At 62.4% G+C, this 23,372-nt stretch carries 21 protein-coding genes; 4 read left to right on the forward strand and 17 right to left on the reverse strand.

The window, feature by feature from the left end:
• Positions 1-22: 22 nt before the first annotated feature.
• The 5 genes from serA to glmM all read right to left on the reverse strand — a co-directional run bounded on the left by serA (position 23) and on the right by glmM (position 6,599).
• A complete protein-coding gene (serA, locus tag ACYG9V_RS01940) occupies positions 23-1,624 on the reverse strand; it encodes a phosphoglycerate dehydrogenase (RefSeq protein ID WP_352765333.1) in 1,602 nt (533 codons plus the stop codon).
• A gap of 58 nt (positions 1,625-1,682) precedes the next feature.
• A complete protein-coding gene (locus ACYG9V_RS01945; protein WP_352765334.1) occupies positions 1,683-2,858 on the reverse strand; it encodes a phosphoserine transaminase in 1,176 nt (391 codons plus the stop codon).
• A gap of 201 nt (positions 2,859-3,059) precedes the next feature.
• Positions 3,060-3,920 carry an outer membrane protein gene (locus ACYG9V_RS01950; protein ID WP_023694608.1) on the reverse strand — a complete coding sequence of 287 codons (861 nt, stop codon included), beginning with the start codon at positions 3,918-3,920 and terminating at the stop codon, positions 3,060-3,062.
• A 229-nt stretch (positions 3,921-4,149) separates the two neighbouring features.
• On the reverse strand, positions 4,150-4,995 hold the full coding sequence (locus tag ACYG9V_RS01955) for an outer membrane protein (protein ID WP_352497629.1): 846 nt from the start codon (positions 4,993-4,995) through the stop codon (positions 4,150-4,152).
• A 251-nt stretch (positions 4,996-5,246) separates the two neighbouring features.
• A complete protein-coding gene (gene glmM / locus ACYG9V_RS01960) occupies positions 5,247-6,599 on the reverse strand; it encodes a phosphoglucosamine mutase (protein ID WP_023704880.1) in 1,353 nt (450 codons plus the stop codon).
• Between the two features lie 343 nt (positions 6,600-6,942).
• Here glmM and ACYG9V_RS01965 point away from each other — a divergent pair, with 343 nt between their 5' ends.
• A complete protein-coding gene (locus ACYG9V_RS01965; RefSeq protein ID WP_352444896.1) occupies positions 6,943-7,941 on the forward strand; it encodes a hypothetical protein in 999 nt (332 codons plus the stop codon).
• A gap of 238 nt (positions 7,942-8,179) precedes the next feature.
• The gene (locus ACYG9V_RS01970; RefSeq protein ID WP_023744990.1) at positions 8,180-8,632 is read left to right on the forward strand and encodes a hypothetical protein; all 453 of its coding nucleotides are present in this window, start codon (positions 8,180-8,182) and stop codon (positions 8,630-8,632) included.
• A gap of 73 nt (positions 8,633-8,705) precedes the next feature.
• Here ACYG9V_RS01970 and ACYG9V_RS01975 read toward each other — a convergent pair whose 3' ends face one another.
• Positions 8,706-9,581 (reverse strand): NAD(P)-dependent oxidoreductase, encoded by an 876-nt coding sequence (locus ACYG9V_RS01975; RefSeq protein WP_352765336.1) that lies wholly within the window; start codon positions 9,579-9,581, stop codon positions 8,706-8,708.
• 27 nt (positions 9,582-9,608) lie between these two features.
• Positions 9,609-10,373 carry an SDR family oxidoreductase gene (locus ACYG9V_RS01980; RefSeq protein ID WP_023834645.1) on the reverse strand — a complete coding sequence of 255 codons (765 nt, stop codon included), beginning with the start codon at positions 10,371-10,373 and terminating at the stop codon, positions 9,609-9,611.
• Positions 10,374-10,558: 185 nt separating this feature from the next.
• Here ACYG9V_RS01980 and ACYG9V_RS01985 point away from each other — a divergent pair, with 185 nt between their 5' ends.
• Positions 10,559-10,927: a winged helix-turn-helix transcriptional regulator gene (locus ACYG9V_RS01985; RefSeq protein WP_023704885.1), complete on the forward strand. Its 369-nt coding sequence runs from the start codon at positions 10,559-10,561 to the stop codon at positions 10,925-10,927.
• A gap of 66 nt (positions 10,928-10,993) precedes the next feature.
• Here ACYG9V_RS01985 and ftsH read toward each other — a convergent pair whose 3' ends face one another.
• The 9 genes from ftsH to ybgC all read right to left on the reverse strand — a co-directional run bounded on the left by ftsH (position 10,994) and on the right by ybgC (position 20,993).
• On the reverse strand, positions 10,994-12,919 hold the full coding sequence (gene ftsH, locus ACYG9V_RS01990) for an ATP-dependent zinc metalloprotease FtsH (RefSeq protein WP_023673598.1): 1,926 nt from the start codon (positions 12,917-12,919) through the stop codon (positions 10,994-10,996).
• Between the two features lie 103 nt (positions 12,920-13,022).
• Entirely contained in the window at positions 13,023-14,429 is a 1,407-nt protein-coding gene (tilS, locus tag ACYG9V_RS01995; RefSeq protein ID WP_460221901.1) for a tRNA lysidine(34) synthetase TilS, read from the reverse strand.
• Between the two features lie 51 nt (positions 14,430-14,480).
• Positions 14,481-15,563, reverse strand: coding sequence for a tol-pal system protein YbgF (gene ybgF, locus ACYG9V_RS02000; RefSeq protein WP_023726183.1), 1,083 nt, complete (start codon positions 15,561-15,563; stop codon positions 14,481-14,483).
• A 211-nt stretch (positions 15,564-15,774) separates the two neighbouring features.
• Entirely contained in the window at positions 15,775-16,281 is a 507-nt protein-coding gene (gene pal / locus ACYG9V_RS02005; protein WP_460221902.1) for a peptidoglycan-associated lipoprotein Pal, read from the reverse strand.
• A 248-nt stretch (positions 16,282-16,529) separates the two neighbouring features.
• Positions 16,530-17,834, reverse strand: a complete 1,305-nt coding sequence (gene tolB / locus ACYG9V_RS02010; protein ID WP_023673841.1) for a Tol-Pal system beta propeller repeat protein TolB — start codon at positions 17,832-17,834, stop codon at positions 16,530-16,532.
• A 38-nt stretch (positions 17,835-17,872) separates the two neighbouring features.
• Positions 17,873-19,030, reverse strand: coding sequence for an energy transducer TonB family protein (locus ACYG9V_RS02015; protein WP_023673842.1), 1,158 nt, complete (start codon positions 19,028-19,030; stop codon positions 17,873-17,875).
• Positions 19,031-19,037: 7 nt separating this feature from the next.
• Positions 19,038-19,490: a protein TolR gene (tolR, locus tag ACYG9V_RS02020; RefSeq protein ID WP_023673843.1), complete on the reverse strand. Its 453-nt coding sequence runs from the start codon at positions 19,488-19,490 to the stop codon at positions 19,038-19,040.
• Positions 19,491-19,499: 9 nt separating this feature from the next.
• Positions 19,500-20,210 (reverse strand): protein TolQ, encoded by a 711-nt coding sequence (tolQ, locus tag ACYG9V_RS02025; protein WP_023673844.1) that lies wholly within the window; start codon positions 20,208-20,210, stop codon positions 19,500-19,502.
• A 312-nt stretch (positions 20,211-20,522) separates the two neighbouring features.
• Positions 20,523-20,993 (reverse strand): tol-pal system-associated acyl-CoA thioesterase, encoded by a 471-nt coding sequence (gene ybgC, locus ACYG9V_RS02030; RefSeq protein WP_460221903.1) that lies wholly within the window; start codon positions 20,991-20,993, stop codon positions 20,523-20,525.
• A gap of 65 nt (positions 20,994-21,058) precedes the next feature.
• Here ybgC and ACYG9V_RS02035 point away from each other — a divergent pair, with 65 nt between their 5' ends.
• Positions 21,059-22,309: a glycoside hydrolase family 5 protein gene (locus ACYG9V_RS02035; protein ID WP_352765341.1), complete on the forward strand. Its 1,251-nt coding sequence runs from the start codon at positions 21,059-21,061 to the stop codon at positions 22,307-22,309.
• 144 nt (positions 22,310-22,453) lie between these two features.
• Here the strand turns inward: ACYG9V_RS02035 and ACYG9V_RS02040 are convergent, their stop codons facing one another.
• The gene (locus tag ACYG9V_RS02040) at positions 22,454-23,353 is read right to left on the reverse strand and encodes a metallophosphoesterase (RefSeq protein ID WP_023726179.1); all 900 of its coding nucleotides are present in this window, start codon (positions 23,351-23,353) and stop codon (positions 22,454-22,456) included.
• Positions 23,354-23,372: the final 19 nt, after the last annotated feature.

The raw sequence follows: 23,372 nt of genomic DNA on the forward strand, positions 1-23,372 counted from the left end.
GCCGCGTCCGCCACGCCGTCAACTACATCGCGTTGACGTCGAACTGCAGCCGCTTGGCCGAGTCGATGGACTTGTGCGCCTTGACCTGTTCCAGCACTTTTTCCGGGAACGGCGCGTCGAGATAGAGCAGCGCAATCGCGTCGCCGCCCGGCCGGTTGCGGCCGAGCTGGAAGTTGGCGATGTTGACGCCGTTCTCGCCGCACACCGTGCCGAGCAGGCCGATAATGCCGGGCGCATCGGCATTGGTTGTGTAGAGCATGTGCTGGCCGACCTCGGCGTCGAGATTGATGCCCTTGATCTGGATGAAGCGCGGCTTGCCGTCGGAGAAGCAGGTGCCGGCGATCGAGCGCGTCATGTGCTCGGTCTTCACCGTCAGCTTGATGTAGCCGTCGAACACGCCCGACTTGTCGCGCTTGACCTCGGCGACGATGATGCCGCGCTCCTTCACCATGATCGGCGCCGACACCATATTGACGTCGGCGACCTGCGGCCGGATCAGTCCGGCAAGCGCGGCACTGATCAGGGCACGCGTGTTCATCGTCGCGGTCGAGCCGTCGAACAGGATCTCGACCTCGTTGATCGGGTCCTCGGTGACTTGGCCGACAAAGGCGCCGAGCACTTCGGCGAGCTTGACGAACGGCTTCAGCCGCGGTGCTTCCTCGGCCGTGATCGAGGGCATGTTGATGGCATTCGAAACCGCGCCCTTGATCAGATAGTCGGCCATCTGCTCGGCCACCTGGAGCGCGACATTTTCCTGCGCTTCCGCTGTCGAGGCGCCCAGATGCGGCGTTGCCACCACATTCTCCATGCCGAACAGCGCGTTGTTCTCCGCCGGTTCGACCTCGAACACATCGACGCCGGCGCCCGCCACCTTGCCGCTCTTCAGCGCCGCGACCAGGTCGGCTTCGACGATGAGCCCGCCACGCGCGCAATTGATGATGCGCACGCCGTTCTTCATTTTGGCGATCGCCGCCGCGTCGATGATGTTGCGCGTCTTGTCGGTCAGCGGCGTGTGCAGCGTGATGAAATCGGCGCGGGCGAAAAGCTCGTCCAGCTCGACCTTGTCGACGCCGAGTTCCTCGGCGCGCTTGTCCGACAGGAACGGATCGAAGGCAACGACATGCATCTTCAGGCCGACGCCGCGCGTGGCAACGATCGAGCCGATATTGCCGCAGCCGATGACGCCCAGCGTCTTGCCGGTGATCTCGACGCCCATGAAGCGGTTCTTTTCCCATTTGCCGGCATGGGTCGAGGCATTGGCCTCCGGGATCTGCCGGGCGAGTGCAAAGATCATCGCCACCGCATGTTCGGCCGTGGTGATCGAATTGCCGAAGGGCGTGTTCATCACGATGATGCCCTTGCGGCTCGCCGCGGGGATGTCGACATTGTCGACACCGATGCCGGCGCGGCCGACGACCTTGAGTCTTGTCGCTGCGTTGATCAGTTTTTCCGTGACCTTGGTCGCCGAGCGGATGGCAAGACCATCATACTGGTCGATGACTTCGAGCAGCTTTTCCTTGTCCTTGCCGAGATCGGGCAAATAGTCGACCTCGATGCCGCGGTCCCTGAATATCTGGACGGCGGTGGTGGAGAGTTTGTCAGAGACGAGAACGCGGGGCGCCATGGCGGCCTCCTTGAACTGGATTGTCGGGAAAGGGCGGCCCGCAGGCCACCACGAAATCTCAGGCTGCGGCCTTCAGCGAAGCCTTCTGCGTGGCGAAGGCCCAGTCGAGCCAAGGCAGCAGCGCCTCGAGATCGGATGTCTCGACGGTGGCACCGCACCAGATGCGCAGGCCGGAAGGTGCATCGCGATAGGATCCGATGTCGTACGCGACGCCTTCCTTGTCGAGCACAGAGACGATCGCCTTGGCGAAAGCCGCCTGCCCGTCGGCGTCGAGCGCCGCGACATCGGCGTCGGTGAAGGACAGACATACGGACGTGTTGGAACGTGTCGCCGCATCGACCGCGAGATGGCCGAGCCATAACGACTTGTCGACAAAGCCATCGAGCACGGCGGCATTGGCATCGGCTCTGGCAATCAACGCATCGAGACCGCCGATCGACTTCGCCCAATGAAGCGCATCGAGATAGTCCTCGACGCACAGCATCGACGGCGTGTTGATGGTCTCGCCCTTGAAGATGCCTTCGATCAGCTTGCCGCCCGAGGTCAGGCGGAAGATTTTCGGCAGCGGCCACGCCGGCTTGTAGGTTTCCAGTCGCTCGACGGCGCGAGGCGACAGGATCAGCATGCCGTGTGCGCCCTCGCCGCCCAGCACTTTCTGCCAGGAGAAGGTGACGACATCGAGCTTCTGGAAATCGAGCCTCTGCGCGAACGCGGCCGAGGTCGCGTCGCAGATGGTCAGGCCTTTGCGGTCGGCTGGAATGAAATCGCCATTCGGCACGCGCACGCCTGAGGTCGTGCCGTTCCAGGTGAAGACCACATCGCGGTTGAAATCGATCTTGGTGAGATCCGGCAGCTCGCCATAGCCTGCCTCGATCCTTCTGATATCGGCGAGCTTCAGCTGCTTGACGACATCGGTCACCCAGCCCGAGCCAAAGCTTTCCCATGCCACCATGTCGACACCGCGTTCACCGAGCAGCGACCACAGCGCCATCTCGACAGCACCCGTGTCCGACGCCGGCACGATGCCGATACGGTAATCGGCCGGAACCTGGAGAATCTCGCGCGTCAACTCGATGGCCTGTTCGAGCTTGGTCTTGCCGATCTTGGCGCGGTGCGAACGGCCGAGCGCAGCATTCTTCAGCGCCTCGACCGACCAGCCGGGGCGTTTTGCGCAGGGACCTGAGGAGAAATTGGGGTTTGCCGGACGGAGTCCGGGCTTCGTATGCGTCGTCATCGTGGTCTATCCTTCCAGATAGTGGCCCCTCGTTGGGGAGGGGTGGCCCACGGACGGCGATATGCGTTCAGCCCTCAGGCGTCAAGAGGAAAGTTTTTGTCGCTGACAAGATAGAAGCAGTCCGGGATCAGGATTTCGTGAGCCCAAACGCAAACGGCGGATCGAAGAGATCCGCCGTCGGGTTTCGTATCTGCAGCCAGCCTACCAGAGGTCGTAGCGCAGCCCGAGCTTGACCGTCTGATAATTGATGCCCTTGTGGATGTTGAAGGCGCCGCTGTCATAAGCGACGTATTTGGCGCCCGGCACCGAGAAATATTCGTAGCCAAGGTCAACCGACACGTTCTTGGCCACCTGATAGGAAAGACCGCCCCCTATCGAATAAGCAAGGTTGAATTTGCCCTCTTTATCCGTTGCACCCTCGTAGCCGGCCGGATCATCACAAGAGAACCCGCCCGTGCCGGACGAATTGGGGGCCACTTCCACGCAATCCTTCGCCCCAATGCTCCTGTAATATTTATTGTATGCGACACCGACCCCTCCGCCAAGATATGGAGTGATTCCAACATAGGTGCCGAGATCGACATAGCCATTGGCCATGATGCTGTAGCCTTTGTTGGAAGCATTGTCGGAAAGATCGCATGCCTGCGTAGCCGCGACGGAATTGATGGTGCCAAAACCGTCGTCCACAAGCGTATGGCCGTCGCAAGTGGCTGCCAACTTGGCGTGTTCCCCGAATTTGTCGGTCGGAAGAATCCCGCCGTTCAGCTCGACCCGAAGATAGTCGTTGACATGATACCCCATACCGAAACTGCCCGTGAAAAGACTGCTCTCATCGGTAAAGCTGTTAAGCGGGCCGGTTGTCGCTTCCTCATGCTCGAAGGGATGGCTGAACGCGTAGCCGACATCCCCCCGCAGATACCAGCCCGAGCCGACCTCGACCGGTTGATAGTCCGGCGCCTGATCGACATAGATCGGCGGGTCGTAGTCCGCGGCTTGCGCCGGCGTCAGCAGCGCTAGCGCGAGTGCGGCAAGTGCCGGCGCTGTCAGCAATTTGAAATTCATGGGTCCCCGGCTCCTGAAATTGGCGCCCGTCCTTAATCGCGGGCGCCGTTTCAGCAAGCATTGTTAACCATAGTGGTTAAGTCAGGGTTAAGGATAACGGAGCGTTACCGAATTGATTTCGCCGGGCTTTTTCCTGGCGGTCAACGCCGTCTGGAAGGTCTCTTTGAGACCACAAACGAAACCGCCCGGCAAAAGCCGGGCGGTTCGCGAACTGGAAGTTTCGAAGCGTTTACTTGGTGTAGATCGGCTCGGGCTCGGGCTGGTAAGGCTCCGGCGGCGGGGCGCAGTCCGACCGGCCGAACTGGTAGCGCAGGCCGCCGCGCACTTCGTGCACATTGATGCCGCGATCGAAGCCCGGACCAGCGCCGGTGGTGCCGCCCAGTCCAGAAGCGTATTCGAACATGCGGCCGCCATTGATGTGGCTGTAGCGATAGCCGACATCGAGCTTGACGCGGTCGGTCAGGCAGTAGGAGGCGCCGGCCATGAGGGCGTAGGCGAAACGCCAGCCTTTGCCGCCGCGGTGCTCGAACGAACCGTCCCTGTCGGTGTTGTGCAGCGTATCCCACTTCAGCCATGCACCGCCGATGCCGGCGCCGACATAGGGCGTCACGCCGTGCCAAGTACCGATATCGACATAGGCATTGGCGAGGAGCAACAATGCCGAATAGGAGGAAGTGTCGACGGAAGTACAAGGAAGCAGATCGCCGCAGGTTCCGCTGGTCGAGCCGCGGAATTTGGACTTGCTCATCCAGTCGAGTGTGAGATCGGTACGGAAATGCTGGTTGATCTGGTAACCGACACCGGCGCCGGCCGAAAATGCGCTTTTGAGCTTGCCGGTGTCGAAGTCGTTCGTGCCGGGTCCGTAGGTAATATAGTCACCACCGCGGAACTTCGACCAGTGATAGTCGATATCGCCGCGGATGTACCAGCCGCCGAAATCGGCCGGCTGCTCGTAGGCGATCGGCGCCGGCGCCTCTTCGACCACTGGCGGCTCCGCCAGATCGGCGGCGAATACTGGCCCGGCCACGCCTGCGAACAGCGCGGCAAGGAAAGCCATTTTTGCTGCATTGAACATGTTTGTCACCCCTGAGAACCCGTCGGAACTTTGAATCCGCTCGAATGTGTTTGACCTCAGTTGTGGATAATGAATTGCAAAAGTTAAAAGGCGTTTAACCCTGTCGATTAACCACGAATTCTCGACATTTTAGCAAACGGCCTCCGCCGGCATGACGCTGGGACCAACCCTGGCCGAAACAAAAAGCCCGCCTGCAGGCGGGCTTGAAGTCTTGAGCCGGCAGTCCGCCCCTGCCGTTGGAGGCAGCGCAATCAGGCGGCGCTGCGCGTTTCCGAAATGATGTCGACGATGTCGTTGACCACGGCCTCGACCAGCTGTGGGTCGTCGCCCTCGGCCATGACGCGGATCAGCGGCTCGGTGCCCGAGGGCCGTATGACCAGGCGGCCGGCCTTGCCAAGACGGTTGCGCGCATCTTCGATCGCCGCCTTGACCAAGGCTTCTTCAAGCGGCTTGCCGCCAGCGATGCGGACATTCTTCAACAGCTGCGGCACCGGCTCGAATTTCTTCGACAATTCGCTGACCGGCCGGTTCTGCCGCTTGATGCAGGCCAGCACCTGCAGCGCCGAGACCAGCCCGTCGCCAGTGGTCGAGAAATCGGACAGCACAATGTGGCCCGACTGCTCGCCGCCGACATTCAACCCATGGGCGCGCATATGCTCCACGACATAGCGGTCGCCGACCTTGGTGCGATGCAGCTGCAGCTTCATGTCGCCAAGGAAGCGTTCGAGGCCGAGATTGGACATCACCGTCGAGACGACGCCGCCGCCGGCCAGTCGCCCGCTCTGGTGCCAGGACTCGGCGATCAGCGCCATGATCTGGTCACCGTCGACGATGGTGCCGTTCTCGTCGACGATGACGACACGGTCGGCATCGCCGTCGAGTGCGATGCCGATATCGGCGCGCACTTCATGCACCTTCTTCTGCAGGCCGGCCGGATGGGTCGAGCCGCATTCCTTGTTGATGTTAAAACCGTTCGGATCGACATTGATGGCAATGACCTCGGCGCCCAGTTCCCAAAGTGCGGCAGGCGCCACCTTGTAGGCTGCGCCATTGGCGCAATCGACGACGATCCTGAGACCCGACAGCGACATCGAGCGCGGCAGCGTGCGCTTGGCGAATTCGATGTAGCGGTCATGCACGCCGTCGACGCGCTTGGCGCGGCCGAGCCCGTCGGAATCGGCGAGCGCCAGTTCGATATCCTTGTCGAGCATGCTCTCGATGCGCTCCTCGATCTCGTCGGAGAGCTTGTAGCCATCGGGACCGAACAGCTTGATGCCGTTGTCGTAATAAGGGTTGTGCGAGGCCGAGATCATGACGCCGATATCGGCGCGCAGCGAGCGCACCAGCATGGCGACCGCCGGTGTCGGGATCGGGCCGAGCAGGAACACATCCATGCCGGCCGCGCACAGGCCGGACACCATGGCGTTTTCGATCATGTAGCCGGACAGCCTGGTGTCCTTGCCGAGCACGACGCGGTGGCGATGGCTGCCGCGCTGGAACGACAGGCCGGCGGCCATGCCGACCCGCATCGCGATCTCAGCCGTCATCGGAAACTTGTTGGCGCGCCCGCGAATGCCGTCGGTGCCAAAATAACGTCCTGCCATGCTTGCCAGAATCCCCGTCGGTTTTCAGCCGGCTCGTAATGCCACAATTGGTCCGAGCCCGACTATCACATTGTGTGATTGTATATTACCAATTCTTAGAAAATCATTGTAGCAGGCTGTTCGGAGCGTTGGCAGCGTATCATGACACGGTGTTGCCGCAATATAGCATTCACACTGGGCCACACTGCGCAGATTGGGCCGGTAAGCCGGACTGTTGGAGCGGCAGATCGCAAGGGTCCATCACCTTATCGGGAGAACGCCGTTTAGCATCTGGCGCAGCCTAGCGTTGAGAGCTATTGATTGACACAGGTACAACCTATGGGCGCAGCAACGGGAGAACGCCATGCTCATCCACCGACTTGCAACTTTGACGGGTCTTGCCGTCGCAACCTTGTTCATGGCGGCGCCCGCCAGCGCGCTGACCATGGCCCAGTGTAGTACCAAGTATAATGCCGCCAAGGACGCCGGCTCGCTGAACGGGCAGACCTGGAATCAGTATCGGAAGGCCGAGTGCGGCACCGACGCGGCGGCCACCACCGAGACCGCAAAGCCGGCGGCCAAGAAGGCCGCTGCGGCCAAGACGGACACGACCAAGGCCGCCGCCGCTGCTGATGACGGCGCCAAGGGTCTGACGGCCAAGGAATGCAGCGCTAAATACCAGGCTGCCAAGGCCGCCGGTACGCTCAATGGCGCAAAGTGGAACGACTTCCGCAAGACCGAATGCGCCGCCGGCGCGTCCGCCGCGGCAGAACCGGCCACGACCAAGGCCGCAGCCACAACCGACGATGGCGCCAAGGGCCTGACGGCCAAGGAATGCAGCACCAAGTACCAGGCGGCAAAGGCCGCCGGCACGCTGAACGGCGTGAAGTGGAACGACTTCCGCAAGACCGAATGCGCCGCCGGGGCCTCGGCCGCGGCAGCACCCGCCAAGGCAACCACCAAGGCAGCTGCCGACAGCAGCGGCAAGGGCCTGAGCATGGCCGATTGCAGCGCCAAGTACCAGGCTGCCAAGTCTGCCAATACGCTGGGCGGCAAGAAGTGGAACGACTTCCGCAAGGCCGAATGCGGCGCAGGCGCAGATGACGACGACACCGTGCCGGCTCCGAGCGAGGCGACCTATACCAGCGAGCCCGAGAAGCCCTCGGTCACCGCTCCCAAGGGCGTGAAGTTCCCGGCCGCGATCTCGAAGAAATACGCCGGCGAGACGCCGGCCAAGGGCCGCATGCACACCTGCCTCGAGCTCTACTACGCCAACAAGGATGCCAACACGCTGAATGGCCTGCGCTGGATCCAGAAGGGCGGCGGCTTCTACAGCCTCTGCAATGCCAAGCTGAAGAGCTGATCGCGTAGCCATATTCTCCAGACAGAGGCCCGCGCATCGCAACATGCGCGGGCCTTTTTATTGCGCTCGAAAACATCTGGCGTTGCTCGCGTTTACATATCGCGGAAGGTGTTGGCATCATCTATTCGCCCACACTGCCCACCGCAGACTTACGGTTGGCGCAAAGATTCCAGTTGAACATATGCAGAACAAAGGGTATACAAAAGGACATCGAACTTTTGTCAACCAGGAGGGTCTTATGTCCAGATTGAAATTGGCGGCATTGGCTGTGACGGCATGGATTGCGTGGAGCGTCACCCCTGCAAGCGCACTGACAATGAAGGAATGCGGCGAGGCCTATCGCACAGCCAAGGAAGGCGGCACTCTGAACGGCATGGATTGGACCGCTTTCCGCACCGAGAAGTGTGCGACGTCAGCTGCGGAGAGTGCCAATGCGGATGCGGTCAAAACCGAGCCGCAGCCGCAGAAGGAAACCAGCGCGGCGGTCGCCCCCGCTGTAGCGCCGACGGGCGTGACATTCCCGACCACCCTCGCCGCCGAATTCAAGACCGAGAAGCCCTCGAAGGCGCGGATGAAGACCTGCCTGCAGGGCTACCACGGCAACAAGGACGCGGGTACGTTGAACGGCCTTCGCTGGATCCAGAAGGGCGGCGGCTATTACAGCCTCTGCAACGCCAAGCTGAAGAGCTGATCGACCAGCAGCGTTTGAAGATCGAAGGCCCTCAACCGCAAGGTTGGCGGGCCTTCTCTTGGGTCTTGCCCCGTCAAGCGCCTTGTTTCGAGAGCTGGAGCAGTGCGACCAGGCTTGTAAGATCGGCATTGGCCTGGCCGGCAGCCACCCCGCGCTTCATCAGGCTTTGCATCGGCAAGACGAGTTCGGTGCTGACATCAGCCGACCTGCTGGCATCGATGACATTGACGTAGGCATCAGCCTGCATGCCCAGGTTGGAAACGACATTGCTGGTGTGATCGCCACTGTCGATCTGTTCCGCCCATTTCGGCAGCAGGCCTTGCATCGACTGAAGCCAGGAGGCCAGCAGCGGCATGAACTCGCCGGCCGGGATCCCTGCTGCGCCCGTCAATGCCAACGCCTGCAGAACGCCCGCGAACATGCCGTACATGCCGGTCAGAAGCGAGATATCATAGAGCGGCGCGAGGCCTGGATCCTCACCGAGGAATTTGCTGGTGCCGAGCGCTCCGAGCTGCCCCGAACAGGCATCGAACGCCTGGCGCGAACCGCTGTAGAGAATCAAGGCGTGCGGCCCGCCGATCATCGGCGGCACCGCCATGATGCCGCCGTCGATATAGCTGGCGCCCTGGCTCACCGCCCAGCCCGACATCGCCCGCGCCTGCTCGGGGGTGCCGTTGGTGAGATTGACCAATGTGCGGCCCGACAGCGCGGCTCGGCTTGGGCCGAGCACCTCACCAACGGTGTCATAGACAAGCAGGCACGCCACGATCAGTGGACTCGATCTGACGGCTTCCTCGACACTCTTGGCCACAATGGCGCCCGTGGCTGCCAAAGCCTCAGCCCTTGCCGGAGAACGGTTCCACACCGTCACCGCATGTCCCTGGTTCAGAAAGGCTTCGGCAAGCGCCGTGCCCATGGCGCCGAGACCGATTACTGTTATATCGCTCATTCTGCTTCTCCTCGGTTTGTTGCGCGGTTACGCCGGTGTCGGGCTCAGGTCCTGGCCAAGGCCACCGTCCACGGTCAGCCGCGCGCCCGTGGTGAAGGTCGCGTCGAACGCCAGGAACAGCACTGCGCGCGCCACCTCCTCCATTGTGCCGTGGCGCTTCATCGGCGTGACCGCGTCGCCGATCGCCATGAAGGCGGCCCGCTCCTCGGCCGAGGCGTCGGCCACACCCATCGTCGGCGTATCGATGAAACCAGGGCTGACCACATTCACGCGGATCCGGCGCGGCAGAAGCTCGGCGGCCAGGACCTTGGCGAAGGCGCGCAGTGCCGCCTTCGATCCGGAATAGACGCTCATGCCGCCGGTGCCGGATTCGTCGGTGATCGACGAGGTGAAGACTATCGCGCCACCATCCCTGATGAGGGGCAGCAGGCGCTGCGCGGTGAAGAAAGCGCCTTTGGTGTTGATGTCGAAGGTGCGATCGTAACTGTCCTCGGTGACCCGCTCCACGGGTTCGAGATTGGCCACCCCGGCATTGACGTGAAGGAAGTCGATGTGGCCAAGCTTCTGCCCCACTTCGGCACCGAGCGTGACGATATCGGCCATGTCTGAGATATCGGACCGCACGACATGAGCTCGCGAAAGCAGCTTGGCTCGCGCGGCCTCGATGTTGCGCTGGTCGCGGCCGGTGACCAGGACCTCGGCGCCGCTTTCGATCAGGGCTTCGGCAACGGCGAGCCCCATGCCGTGCGTCCCGCCGATGACAACGGCCTTCTTGTTTGCGTATCGTGTCATGATCCATCCCTTTTTGACAAAATCCGGCCGCCGACGGCCTTTGCAGGTCGAAGCGAGGTACCGATATGATGTTGTGGTGTTCGCCGATGCCGGCGAGCTGATTTGAAGCTATGGACCGGCTTGGTTTTTCTCAAGTACCGACAAAAATGTAAGCTACCCACCGATTGCTCAGAATTGGATGAAACATGGGAAAGAAACAGCCAGATAGTTGCGGATTGGGGCCGGCGCTGGAGGTCATCAGCGGCAAATGGAAGGCGCTACTGCTCTGGCAGATTCACAAGGCGCCGGCACGATTCGGTGAGCTGAAGCGGCTGGTGCCTGACATCAGCGAAAAGATGCTGATCCAACAGCTGCGCGAAATGGAGGCCGACGGCATCGTCCATCGCGAAATCTTTCCCGAGGTGCCGCCGAGGGTCGAATACTCGATTACCGAATTCGGCATCGAGCTGGACAATGCCCTGATCCCGCTGGCCAGATGGGGCAAGCAACATGCTGGCCGGACTGACGGCGTGCGCCCCGGCAAAGCAAATGCATCCGTCCCGCATGCTCTTTGAGAGACCCTGAATAGCAAAACGCCGCGGATTGAGCCGCGGCGTTTTCTTGCATCAAGTGATGTCAGCTCAGCTCGATGGCTGAGGCTCCATGCCGCCTTCGGGCTCGGGACCCTTCTTGCGGCGGCCGGACTTCGGCACAGCCGAGCCGCGGCTTGTGGGGGTGTCATCCCCCAAATCTCGCGCGGGCTTCTGCCCGGCGATCAGCTGCTTGATCTCTTCGCCCGAAAGCGTCTCGTATTCGAGCAAGCCCTGCGCCAGAGCGATCCATTCCTTCTTCTTCTTGGTCAGAATGGATTTGGCCGTGACATAGGCCTCGTCGATCAGGCGGCGTACTTCGGCGTCGATGATCTGCGCAGTCTCTTCCGAGACGTTCTGCGTGCGCGCCACCGAATGGCCGAGGAAAACCTCTTCCTGGTTGTCGCCATAGGCGACGTGGCCGAGCTTGTCGGAGAAGCCCCAGCGCGTGACCATGGCGCGCGCCAGCTTTGTCGCCTGCTCGATGTCCGAGGACGCGCCGGAGGTGATGTTCTCCTTGCCGAACTTGAACTCCTCTGCGACGCGGCCGCCCATCATGATGGCAAGCCGCGAGATCATGTATTTGTAGCTCATCGAATAGCGGTCGCCTTCCGGCAGTTGCATGACCATGCCGAGCGCGCGACCGCGCGGGATGATGGTCGCCTTGTGCAGCGGATCGGCCGACGGCACGTTGAGCGCCAGGATGGCGTGGCCGGCCTCGTGATAGGCCGTGAGTTCCTTTTCGGCCTGGGTCATGGCCGACGAGCGGCGCTCGGCGCCCATCATGATCTTGTCCTTGGCGTCCTCGAACTCGGCCATGGTGACAAGGCGCTTGTTGCGGCGCGCCGCCATCAGAGCGGATTCATTGACAAGGTTCATCAGGTCGGCGCCCGAGAAGCCCGGCGTGCCGCGTGCGATCACCTTGAGGTCGACATTCGGTGCCAGCGGCACGTTGCGCACATGCACCTTGAGGATCTTCTCGCGGCCGACGATGTCGGGGTTCGGCACCACCACCTGGCGGTCGAAGCGACCCGGACGCAGCAGCGCCGGATCGAGCACGTCGGGCCGGTTGGTGGCGGCGATCAGGATGATGCTCTCGTTGGACTCGAAGCCGTCCATCTCGACCAGCAGCTGGTTCAGCGTCTGTTCGCGCTCATCATTGCCACCGCCGAGGCCGGCGCCGCGATGGCGGCCGACAGCGTCAATTTCGTCGATGAAGATGATGCAGGGAGCATTCTTCTTGGCCTGGTCGAACATGTCGCGGACACGGCTTGCGCCGACGCCGACGAACATCTCGACGAAGTCGGAACCCGAAATGGTGAAGAACGGCACATTCGCTTCGCCGGCGACGGAGCGGGCGAGCAGCGTCTTGCCGGTGCCGGGAGGTCCGACCAGAAGCACGCCGCGCGGGATCTTGCCGCCGAGGCGCTGGAACTTCTGCGGATCGCGCAGGAACTCGACGATCTCTTCCAGATCTTCCTTGGCCTCGTCGACGCCGGCGACATCCTGGAAGGTGACGCGGCCATGCGCCTCAGTGAGAAGCTTGGCCTTCGACTTGCCGAAACCCATGGCGCGGCCGGAGCCGGACTGCATCTGGCGCATGAAGAATATCCATACGCCAAGGATCAGGATCATCGGCAGGTAGGAGATCAGATAGCTGAACAGCGAGTTGGAACCGTCGGACTCAGGCCGCGCATTGATGGTGACGTTCTTGTCCTGCAGCCGCGAGACCAGCTGCGGATCGCCAGGCGAATAGGTCTGGAAGCCATTGGCGTTGTCGGCGTAGGTGCCCGTGATGCGGGCGCCGGCGATGACCACCGTCTTGACCCGGCCGGCCGCGACCTCTTGCAGGAACTGCGAATAGGGAACGTCGGTCGAGGCCCCGCGAGTTTGCGGCGTCTGGAACAGATTGAAGAGAGCAATGAGCAGGACCGCTATGATCGCCCAGAGCGCGAGATTGCGATAATTCGGATTCATCAATTGTCCCGTTGGTGCCCGCTGGGACACGCGTCATGAGAGGAAACTTGCGCCTAACATAGGGAGAGCGCCCCCCCTTGCCAAGCATAACAGCACGTCTGGGTTAAGCTTTCGCGCCATGATCAACCGGCACTGTGGCGGCCAAAGGGCAAGCCGGAACAGGCGGTGCGCCGATCAACTCGGCGACGGGCTGCGCCAACACCAGATCGAAGCACGGCAGGAAACGGGCAAAGGGGGCAGCGGCGGGGCTGACGGCGATTGCCGCCGCCGCCGCTACATCCCCTGCAAAACCACGGCATTCGCCGCCGCGCCACAGCGCCGGTTCCGCAGCCAGGGCGGCGCGCACAAGGCTTGGCGGCGCGCCATCCCCGGCAATCGGCGTTTTGGCGGCGGCAGCGGCGCCAAGCGGCGCGATCAACCATGCACCCGGACTGTCGTCCAATGTGATCGCCCCGGCTTCGATGTGTGGCGTGATCCGCCGGCGACCGTCCCAAAGCAGAGTGCCAGCTACCGGCGCGGAACGCGGCAGGTCGCGCGATTCACGGCGCAGGAAGATGCCGTTTCGCCTGATATCGACGACCGCCCGCGACAATGTGGCGCAAAGCCGACCGGCCCGCATTTGCTCGAACAGCGCTTCGCTGCGCGCCTGGTCCGGCAACAAGGCGGTGCCGCCCGTCACCGCCAGCAGAACACGCAGCGCATAGACCGCGGCTTGCGTGTCATCCGCTTCCGCCAAACCGAGATCGAGACGGATGAGACCCCTCGCCGGCCGGCTGGCAAATTCACCAATCAGGGCGGCAGCACGGCGACCGAGTTCCTCGCGATCGCCGGCAGCCCGCCCAGCCAGGCCGATTGCCTCGGCAAAACGCTGCCCGCTCCGGTCTTCGCCGAGCACGGCCCGGATGCGCGGGCGTTCGAAATTCGTGTCGATGTTGGTCGGATCCTCCGCCCAGCCGACATGTTCGCGCTGCAGGAAAGCGCGCAACGCCGCGCGCCGTACGCCGAGCAGCGGCCGCGCGATCCAGATCCGCCAGTCATAGAGGGTGGCCGGCGCCATGCCGGCGAGACCTCGGCCTGCAAGCTCTCGCCCGTCATTCCGCGCGGCTCGCATCAGGACGGTCTCGGCCTGGTCGTCGGCGGTGTGGCCGGTCACGATCACACCAATGCCTTGCGCCTGCGCTGCCTCGGCCAGCAACCGGTAGCGCGCCTCGCGCGCCGCCGCGGGCAGGCCGGTCGACGGCTTGGCGCCGGACCAGTTGAGCGTCCGGTGCGCAATGCCGCGCTCCGCACAGAGCTTTGCCATGCTGCGCGCTTCGACTGCTGCTTCCGGACGCAGGCCGTGGTCGATCGTCACCGCCAGCAGCCGGGCTGTCGGGGCGCTGCGGTCGAGGTGAGCCTTGAGGAGAAGAAGGAGGGCGGTCGAGTTGCTGCCGCCGGACACGGCCGCAAGCGCGCCGTTGGTAAAGTCGATCTGCGAAAAATTCGAAAGGTCAGGCTCGGTATCGAGCATCAATGCATGTCGCGCAAAAGTGGTCCCGGTTCTGGGACAACACGGCAAAGACTAGCACGCCGCCAGCGCCCTCTCCTGCTTGACGCGTTCCTTGAGCGCGGCCGAAATATCGGGATAGCGCTTGCCGATCTCGCCGAAGGTGGCGCAGGCGACATCCTTCTGCTTGAGGCCGACCAGCGACACGCCAAGCTTCAGGAGCATGTCAGGCGCCTTCTTGGCCTTCGGATAGTCCTTGCTGGCGGAGAGGAAAACCTCGGCAGCGTCATGATACTTCTGCTGGCCAAGCAGCGATTCGCCAAGCCAGTAATGCGCGTCCGCCGCCTTGGCGTCCTTCGGGAACCGGGCGATGTGGTCGCGAAAACCCTGCTCGGCGGTGCTGTAGTCGCCCGACAGGATGAACTGGTAGGAGTTGCGGTAGATCTCTTCCGGGTTGTTGGTGGCAGGCAGCGCCGCCACCACCGTGCCGTCCGACTTGCCGGTCTTAGCCCCGGCAGCCGGCGCCTCGGCGGCGGGAGCCGCACCTTCCGCCGGCGCCGCTGCCTGCGTGTTGCCGCCGGCGTCGATTACATTGCCGTTCTTGTCGACGGTAATGGTGCCGAAGGTCTTGGGCGGCGTGCCGTTGATCACCTTGCCGGGATCGCCGGTCTGCGATTCGACGATGACCTCGCCGACGCTCTGGCCGCCATCCGACTGCGCGCCGGCACCGGCCGGCGCCTGGTCTGCCGGGGCCTCGGCGACGCCGGTGCCCGCGCCACCGTCCTGCGGCGCGGCCTCCGATTTCTTCTGGGCCGGCGGCTGCCCGCTGGAGCCGCCTTCCAACTGCTGGAAGCGGAACTCGTTGTCTTCCTGCTGCTTGCGCATCTGCTCCTGCATCTGCAGGATCTGGAAGTTGAGTTCCTCGAGCTTGCCGTTCATCTGCCGGAGCTGATCTTCCAGCCCCGCGGCGGCGGTGCCGTCCTGCTGCTGCGCGATCTGTTGCTGCTCCGGCTTCTCCTTCTTGCCGAAAATGCCGAGCGTCGGCAGATGGAAGGAAAAGCCGCTATCCGCGGGTTGTCCGGTGCCGCTCGCAGAAGCCGCGAAGCCTGATACGAGCAGCAGCGCAAGCGTGCCGCTCAAGACCGATCTGAAATGCATGTGCCTCTCGCCGTGAATATCGTGAGCCTGTTCGCGCCTTCCGATCACAGTGGGACCGGCACGACGCCCTCGGCTCTTAGCAGGAGGCGAGACTTCGGCCAAATTTTGTTTCCGGGTTTGTTTCCGGGGCCGAAACTGAAAAAGGCGGCCACAAGGCCGCCTTTCGCATGGAGGTGTTGCAATTATGCGACTAAGGCCGCCGTCTTACTCATCAGGAGCCGGCGCCGGAGAGCGTGGTGACGGCGCGGCAATTCTGCGACCAGCAGGAGATGTCGTCGCAGACCGCGACCGGACGTTCCTTGCCGTAGGAAATCGTCTTCAATCGGCTCGCCGAGACGCCCCTGGCGACCAGGAAGTCGCGAGTGGCGGCGGCGCGGCGGGCGCCGAGAGCCAGATTGTATTCACGTGTGCCGCGTTCGTCAGCATGGCCTTCGACGACGATGGCGTACTGCTTGTACTGGTTGAGCCACTGTGCCTGCCGCGACAGCGTCGTCTGCGCATCGGCGCGGATCGCGGTCGAGTCCGTGTCAAAGAAGATGCGGTCGCCAATGTTGACGGTGAAGTCCTGCGCCGAGCCCGGCGTTGCGGCACCCGCGCCATTGAGACCGAGATCGGCAGCGTTGTTCGGGGTTTTCTTCGAGGCGCAACCGGTGATGGCGAGCATCGCGATCAGGGCGATCATCGCCGGGTTTCTGGTAAGTGCTGCGATACGGCCCATGCCGCCTCTCCTTCGTATTCGAGTGATCGTATTTCGAGTGATTTCGTTGATCACCCAGTAACCACGTTTGGGTTAACCGGCATTCAAGAAATACGGTTAATGTTTGGTTTCGATCGTCCGTCCACGACCTTCAAATCCACGGTCACAGTTGGCGCGGACCCTAGGCGGAAATGCGGCCGAAACGCGACTAATGAATGGAAAAGGGCCAAACGGGCCCCTTTTTAGCAGGTGTGGCAATTCGGCCGAAACTACTCCAGCAGCGGCGACCAGGCGGGATCCGACGCGAAATTCGCGGTCGGGATCGACTGTTCGTTGCGGCCGGTGAGATCGACGGAAACCAGTTTTGGGCCGCCGGCGGAGTCGCGGAAGAACATCAGCACGCGGCCGTTGGGCGCCCAGGTCGGTCCCTCCTGCTGGAAGCCCGAGGAGAGGATGCGCTCGCCCGAACCATCGGTCTTCATGACGCCGATCTGGAATTCGCCGCCGGTCTGCTTGGTGAAGGCGACGAGGTCGCCGCGCGGCGACCACACCGGCGTCGAATAGACGCCGTCGCCGAACGAAATGCGGGTCTGGCCCGAGCCGTCGGCGCCCATCACATAAATCTGCGCACGGCCGCCACGATCGGAAGTGAATACCACCTTGCTGCCGTCGGGCGAATAAGAGGGCGAGGTGTCGATGGCGGTCGAGTTGGTCAGCCGGGTGGTCGAGCGGCTTCGCAGGTCCATGGCGAAGATGTTGGAATTGCCGTCATCGCGCAGCAGGCTCATGATCACCTTCTGGCCGTCGGGCGAGAAGCGCGGCGCAAAGGTCATGCCGGGAAAGTTGCCGACCAGTTCGCGCTGTCCGGTCTCGATCTGCAGCAGATAGACCCGCGGCTGGCCGCTTTCATACGACATGTAAGTGATTTCCTGCCGATTCGGCGAGAAACGCGGCGTCAGCACGATCGAGCGGCCATCGGAGAGATAGCGCACATTGGCGCCGTCCTGGTCCATGATGGCGAGCCGCTTCTTACGCGCATTCTTGGCGCCGGATTCGTCGATGAAGACGACGCGTGTGTCGAAATAGCCCTTCTCGCCGGTGAGCTTCTCATAGATCGCATCGGCGATGATGTGGGCGACACGGCGTTGATTTGCGTCGTTGGCGAAAAACTGCTCCCCGGCTATCTGCTGGTTGCCAAAAATATCCCATAGTCGGTACTGGGCGCGGATTCGGCCGTCCGCCTCCTTGCTCACGCTGCCGGTGACCAGCGCCTGCGCATTGATCACCTTCCAGTCGTCGAAACGGGGCTGCGCATCCGGATTGGCGATCTTCTCGATGAAGGCGTTCTTGTCTATCGGTGCGAAGAGACCGGAGCGCTTCAGGTCGGCGGTGACGATCTCGGAAATCTGCGCGCCGAGCCCTCCCTGGAAATCTGGGATGGCGATCGGCATCGGTTCGACATTGCCTTTGTTGACGTTGAGCTCGAGGGTTGCTCGAGCAGGCAAGGTGACGACGGCGTTCATGCCCATCGCCATCGCGGCGACCATCAGGAGCGGCTTGAGGATGGATTTCATGTCTTCTCGCTTCTCTTGCTGATTTCTGGGTGCTCAGGCTACAGGCCAAGCATCGCTCTGGGATCGAAGTTGACGCGAACGTCGGACCAAATGTCATGCTTTCCGGCGGGCACCTGCAGGCCGGCGACATCGCATTTCTGCACAGCGCGAACCGCGCTGCTGTCGAATTGGGGGTTGCCGCTGGACTTCTCGACGGTCGGACGGCCCTCCAGCTTGCCGGAGGCATCCAGGCTGAAACGGATCACCACGGTGAAATCCTCAGAACCCTCAAGCCCAACCGGGAGGGTCCAGCAGCCACCGAGCTGTTCTTCCAATGCCCCTTGCTCGGACTTCGACAGCTTCTGGCCTTGATCCTTGTCGCCGCCTAGCGATGCCTGCTGGGTCGAGCGCTTGGCGCCGCCGCCGGATGGCTTCTGCTTGTCGAGCAAAGCCTTGATGTCAGCCTCATTGAACTGCTTGTCATCCGACTTCGGCTTCGACGAGGCTTCCTTGACCGGCTTGTCGGTGTCCTTGCGGTCCGGAGCCTTCGCGCTTTCGGCCTGCGCCGGCTGCGGCTTCGGCCGTGCTTCGGGAGCAGGAGCGGAAGTCGGAAGCTGCGCTTCTTCCAGAGGCTGCTGATCCGATATGGCTTCGGCGACCGCATCGGGCTTCACGCGTGGCTTCGGCTCTATGGCGGCGGTCGTGTCCGGCTGCGGTGTTGGTGCAGGCTCCTTCACCGGGGTCGGCTTCGGTTCAACCTGCTTCACCGGCTCGGGCTTGACCTCTTCCTTCGGCTGCGGCTCCGGCGCCACCTCCGTCGCAGGTGTCGGCTTCGGCGCTTCCTTTGGCTTCGGCGTGTCCTCGGTCTTCGGCTTTTCGGTCGGGGTCGGCGCCGGAGCAGCCGTCGCTGTTTTCTCCACCGGCTTCGGCTTGGGCTCGTCCGTCACCGGCTTGTCGGTATCAACGCTGTTCTCGCCGATTTTCTGTGCATCTGGCACGATGTCGGGACGCTTGGTCGGCATCGGCGCCGGCTTTTCGTGCATCACCGCCTTCTTGTCGCCCTGCAGCGTCTGCGCAATGGCTTCCATGGGAACGATGTCGACCGCTATCGACTCCACATCCGTGGACGGCAGCGCGGCCGGCGCCGACAGGGTGAACAGGCCGAAAGCCAGTGCCACCGTATGCAGTATCACCGATGTGGTGAGGCCGGTCTTCATCGTGCGTCTACTGATCCTGTTGCTGCAGTGAAATCAGGCCGATATTCTTGTAGCCGGCGGCCTGGATGAGGGCCATGACCTCCATCGCGGCGCCATAGTTGGTCGCCTTGTCGCCGCGGATGAAGATGCGCTCTTCGTAGCCGGTCTTGGAAATCGCCTGCAGTTTGGCGACCAGCTCTTCCCTTGGGATTTCGGTCTCCTGCAGGAAAATCTTGCCGGCCGCGTCGATCGAAACGGTGATCGGCTGGGTGTCGGCGTTCATAGCCTTGGCCTTCGTCTCCGGCAGGTCGACCGGCACTCCGACCGTCAACATAGGTGCGGCGACCATGAAGATAATCAAGAGCACCAGCATCACGTCGACCATCGGCGTGACGTTGATTTCCGACATCAATGCATGGTGGCGGCCGCGCCGCCTGTGTCCGCGCCCGCCGCGTCCTGCCATGCCAACCGACATACCCATCTTCTTACCTCAGCCCTTAGGCGCTACTTTTTCATCGATTTGGCGCGAGAGTATGGCGGAGAACTCATCCGAGAACCCTTCCATCCGCACCGCGATCTTGTTCGCGTCGGATGACAGCTTGTTGTAGGCGATAACCGCCGGTATGGCGGCGAGAAGACCGATGGCCGTCGCCAGCAGCGCTTCGGCAATGCCGGGTGCAACAACCGCGAGACTGGTGTTCTTCGAACCGGCAATCGCCTGGAACGAGGTCATGATGCCGATGACGGTGCCGAACAGGCCGATGAAGGGTGCGGCCGAACCAGTGGTGGCGAGAAAGCCGAGACGGCCCTCCAGCTTCTCCATCTCGCGCGTCAACGCCAGGTCCATCGCCTTGTCGATGCGGGTCTGCAGGCCGAGCGGCGATTTGGCCCCCTTCTCGAAGCTCTTCTTCCATTCGCGCATGGCCGCAACGAAGATCGCACCCATGCCCGTGGTCTTGCGGTCGGCAAGCGTGCGATAGAGCTCTTCCAGCGACTGCCCCGACCAGAACACCTGTTCGAAGCGATTGAGCGACAGACGCATGCGGGCATAGCTGACCAGCTTGTCGACGATGATCGCCCAGGTCCAGACCGAGGCGCAGAGCAGACCGATCATGACCAGCTTGACCACCCAGCTGGCCTGTGTGAACAGCGCCCAAATCGACAATTGCGCTGCCGGATCGGCGAGTGCGGTAGTTTCCATGCTTCAGTCCTTAAGATTTTCCGGGCATCGCTGGCGGCTGGCCCATGGGCATCCCTTGTGGTCCCTTCGCGCTTGGCTTCCGGATTAACCCCAAAATGCACCGTTGGCGGCCTTTTCAGGGCAAATATTGGTGAAAGGAAGGCGCGCGGATTCTTCCAATCTTCACCGATCTCTTCATGAACCGTTATGGTTAAGGATGGGTTAGGAAATATGGCGCGGCGCATTGCCGCGCCAAGGCACGACGCGGGCCATCCATCCACAATCGAATGCGCTGCCGATTGGCCGCTCGTTGCCGGCCGGCAGGCCTGGATATCAGCTTGCTCCTGGTAGAAAGGCCGCGATCCATTCTTTCGGAAAGCGCTTCGGCCGGCCGTTCTCGCCGATGATCGCCGCCTCGACCTTTGCTTCGACCAGAACCTCTGTCCCGCGTTTCAATTGCTGCGCCATGACGATGCGGGCGCCGGAAATATCCTGCGTTGATGTGTCGATGGTCAGGATGTCGTCCATGCGGGCAGGCGAGCGGAAATCTATCTCCATCCGCCGCACCACCCAGACGATCCGTTCGCCGTGCTTGCCTTCGTGAAGTTCTGTGTGGTGGACGCCCGCCAGCCTGAGATAGTCCGAGCGGCCGCGCTCGAAGAATTCGAGATAGCGCGCGTGGTAGACGACGCCGGAAAAATCGGTGTCGGCATAATAGACTCGCGCCATCAGCCGATGGCCGAATTCCGTCAAGGCTCCGGAAAGCCCGCCGGCAAGCGCCGCCAATTCACCATGATCGTCCATCGCGCTTTCCTTTTTGCCCCCGGCGGGGCACCTGTCTTGCCAAAATCACCAGCGCAGCAAACCGGATGGCACTGTTGACGGCGATGATCAAGACCGTGATGGCAGCGCTGCTGGTGCTGGCGGCGTCTGCGCTTCCCGGTCAGGCCGCTAGCTTTTCGATGAAGCGCGGCCTCAACCTCGACCAGTGGACGACCTGGGTCGGGGAAGACAAATGGAACGACCGACAAGCCATCCTGCCCTATCCGGAATGGCGCAAGTTCCTGAACGAGGATGACCTCAAGGCGCTGAAGGCCGCCGGTTTCGACTTTCTGCGCATGCCGGTCGATCCCTCGCCGTTTATGTCGGATCAGACACTGGCGCTGCGTGACGACCTTTATGCCAGCGTGCGGGACTCGGCGCGCATGATCAACCGGGCCGGTCTGAAAGTGATCGTCGACATGCACCTGATCCCGGCCGGCGGCGGCCGCGAGATCGGCATGGGCCAGGTGATGGACGATCCCGCAACCTTCGACGCCTATGTCGAGGTGATCCGCAAAATGGCGCGCGCGCTGGCCACCGAGGACCCGGCGCAGGTCGCTTTCGAGCCGATGAACGAGCCTATCGTCGACTGCGACAGCGATGGCACCAACCTGTGGCCGGAGCGTCAGCAGAAGCTGTTCGCGGCCGCGCGCGCCTCGGCCACCAGGCTGACGCTGATCCTGACCGGCGCCTGTTATTCCAATGCGGCTTCGCTGGTCAGGATCGACCCAAAGTCGATCCCCGACGACAACATCATCTGGACCTTCCACTCCTACGACCCGTTCCTGCTGACCCATCAGGGCGCGACCTGGGCCGGCGATTTCATCCCTTATGTCACCGGCCTGCCCTATCCGCTGACCGCGGTGCCGCGCGCCGAGCTCGATGCGACGCTGGATGCAATCCGCGCCAAGATAAAAGCCGAGGCGCCATGGACCAGACGGAACGGCCTGCTCGCCTATCTCGATGAACAAGTCGGCAGCATGGACACGGACGAAAAGCTGCTCGGCGTCATGGATGCGCCGTTCGAAAAGGTCGAGGCCTGGGCGAAGGCCAACGGTATCAAGCCGGAAAACATCACGCTGGGCGAGTTCGGCATGATCCGCCAGGAGTATGGCAACCCCTATGTGATGCCGCCCAAATACCGCGCCGCCTATGTCAAAGACATGATCGCGCGCGCCGAGGCGCATGGCTTCTCATGGTCGGTGTGGAGTTTTGGCGGCGCCTTCGGCATCGTTGATGCCTTCAACGGCGAAAAGGCCGAACCCGCCGTGATGGATGCAATCCGCTCGCTCCATTAGCCCTAGGGCATGTCGAGAATCAGGTCAGGCCGAGTCGAAAATGAGGGGTCCGAGAACCGGAACGGAGCGGACTTTGATCCGTGACTACCGGAAGAGCAGGAACACCTCATTTGCAGGCCGGCATCACCTGAATACCGGCATGCCCTAACCGAGGTCGATCTGCAGGATCTCCGGCCGCATGCCAAAGCGCACCGGCGCGATGCTGAAGCCGAGTCCGCCTGACACGATCAAATTGCGGTCATTCTCGACGACATGGCCATAGGCAAAGCGGTTGCCGAAGCGGGACGGCACCACCGGTGAATAGCCGAACAGCCTGACCTGCCCGCCATGTGTGTGGCCCGACAGCGTCAGCGAAACCCGCCACGGCACTTTCGGGAAAATGTCAGGCTCATGCGCAAGCAGGATGATCGGTGCCTGGTCGGTGATCTTGGCCAGCGTGCCGTCGAGATCGTCCAGGCCTTCAAATCTGTCGCGGCCTGCGGCCTTGTTCGGTAACAGTGCCAGCTGGTCGGCGAGCCCGGCGATCCAGAAGCCGTATCCATCCTTTTGCAGGCGCACGGCGTCGTTCTCCAGAACCGAGATGCCGGATTCCTCCAATGCCTTGCGCGCCACAGTCCCCGCTCCGGCCTGCTGCGCGAAAGGATCGTGCCACCAGTCGTGATTGCCGAGGATCGACAGCACACCAAGCGGCGCCTTCAGTCCTGACAAGGCCGGCGCCCATTCATGGGCCTCCACCCGGTTCGTCACCAGGGACATGCCTGAGAAATAGTCGCCGAGCAGTACGATCAGATCGGGCTTCAGCACGTTCGCATCCTCGACGAGCGAAGCGATCCGCTCAGGCGTCATCCAGGGACGGCAGGCGTGAATATCGGCAAGTGCTACGACGCGCAGCTTGAGATCTGCAGGCCAATGCGGCGGCGTCAGCTGGTAGCGCTTCACATGCGTCAACAGCATCGGCTCGATGCCGACCGCATAGGCACTGAGCGAAGCCAGCGAGAGGAACGAACCTCCGGCGAATTTCAGGAACCCGCGTCTGGTGATCACTTTTCTGGCTCCGACCTTG

The organism is Mesorhizobium sp. W016 (genome assembly GCF_054719485.1).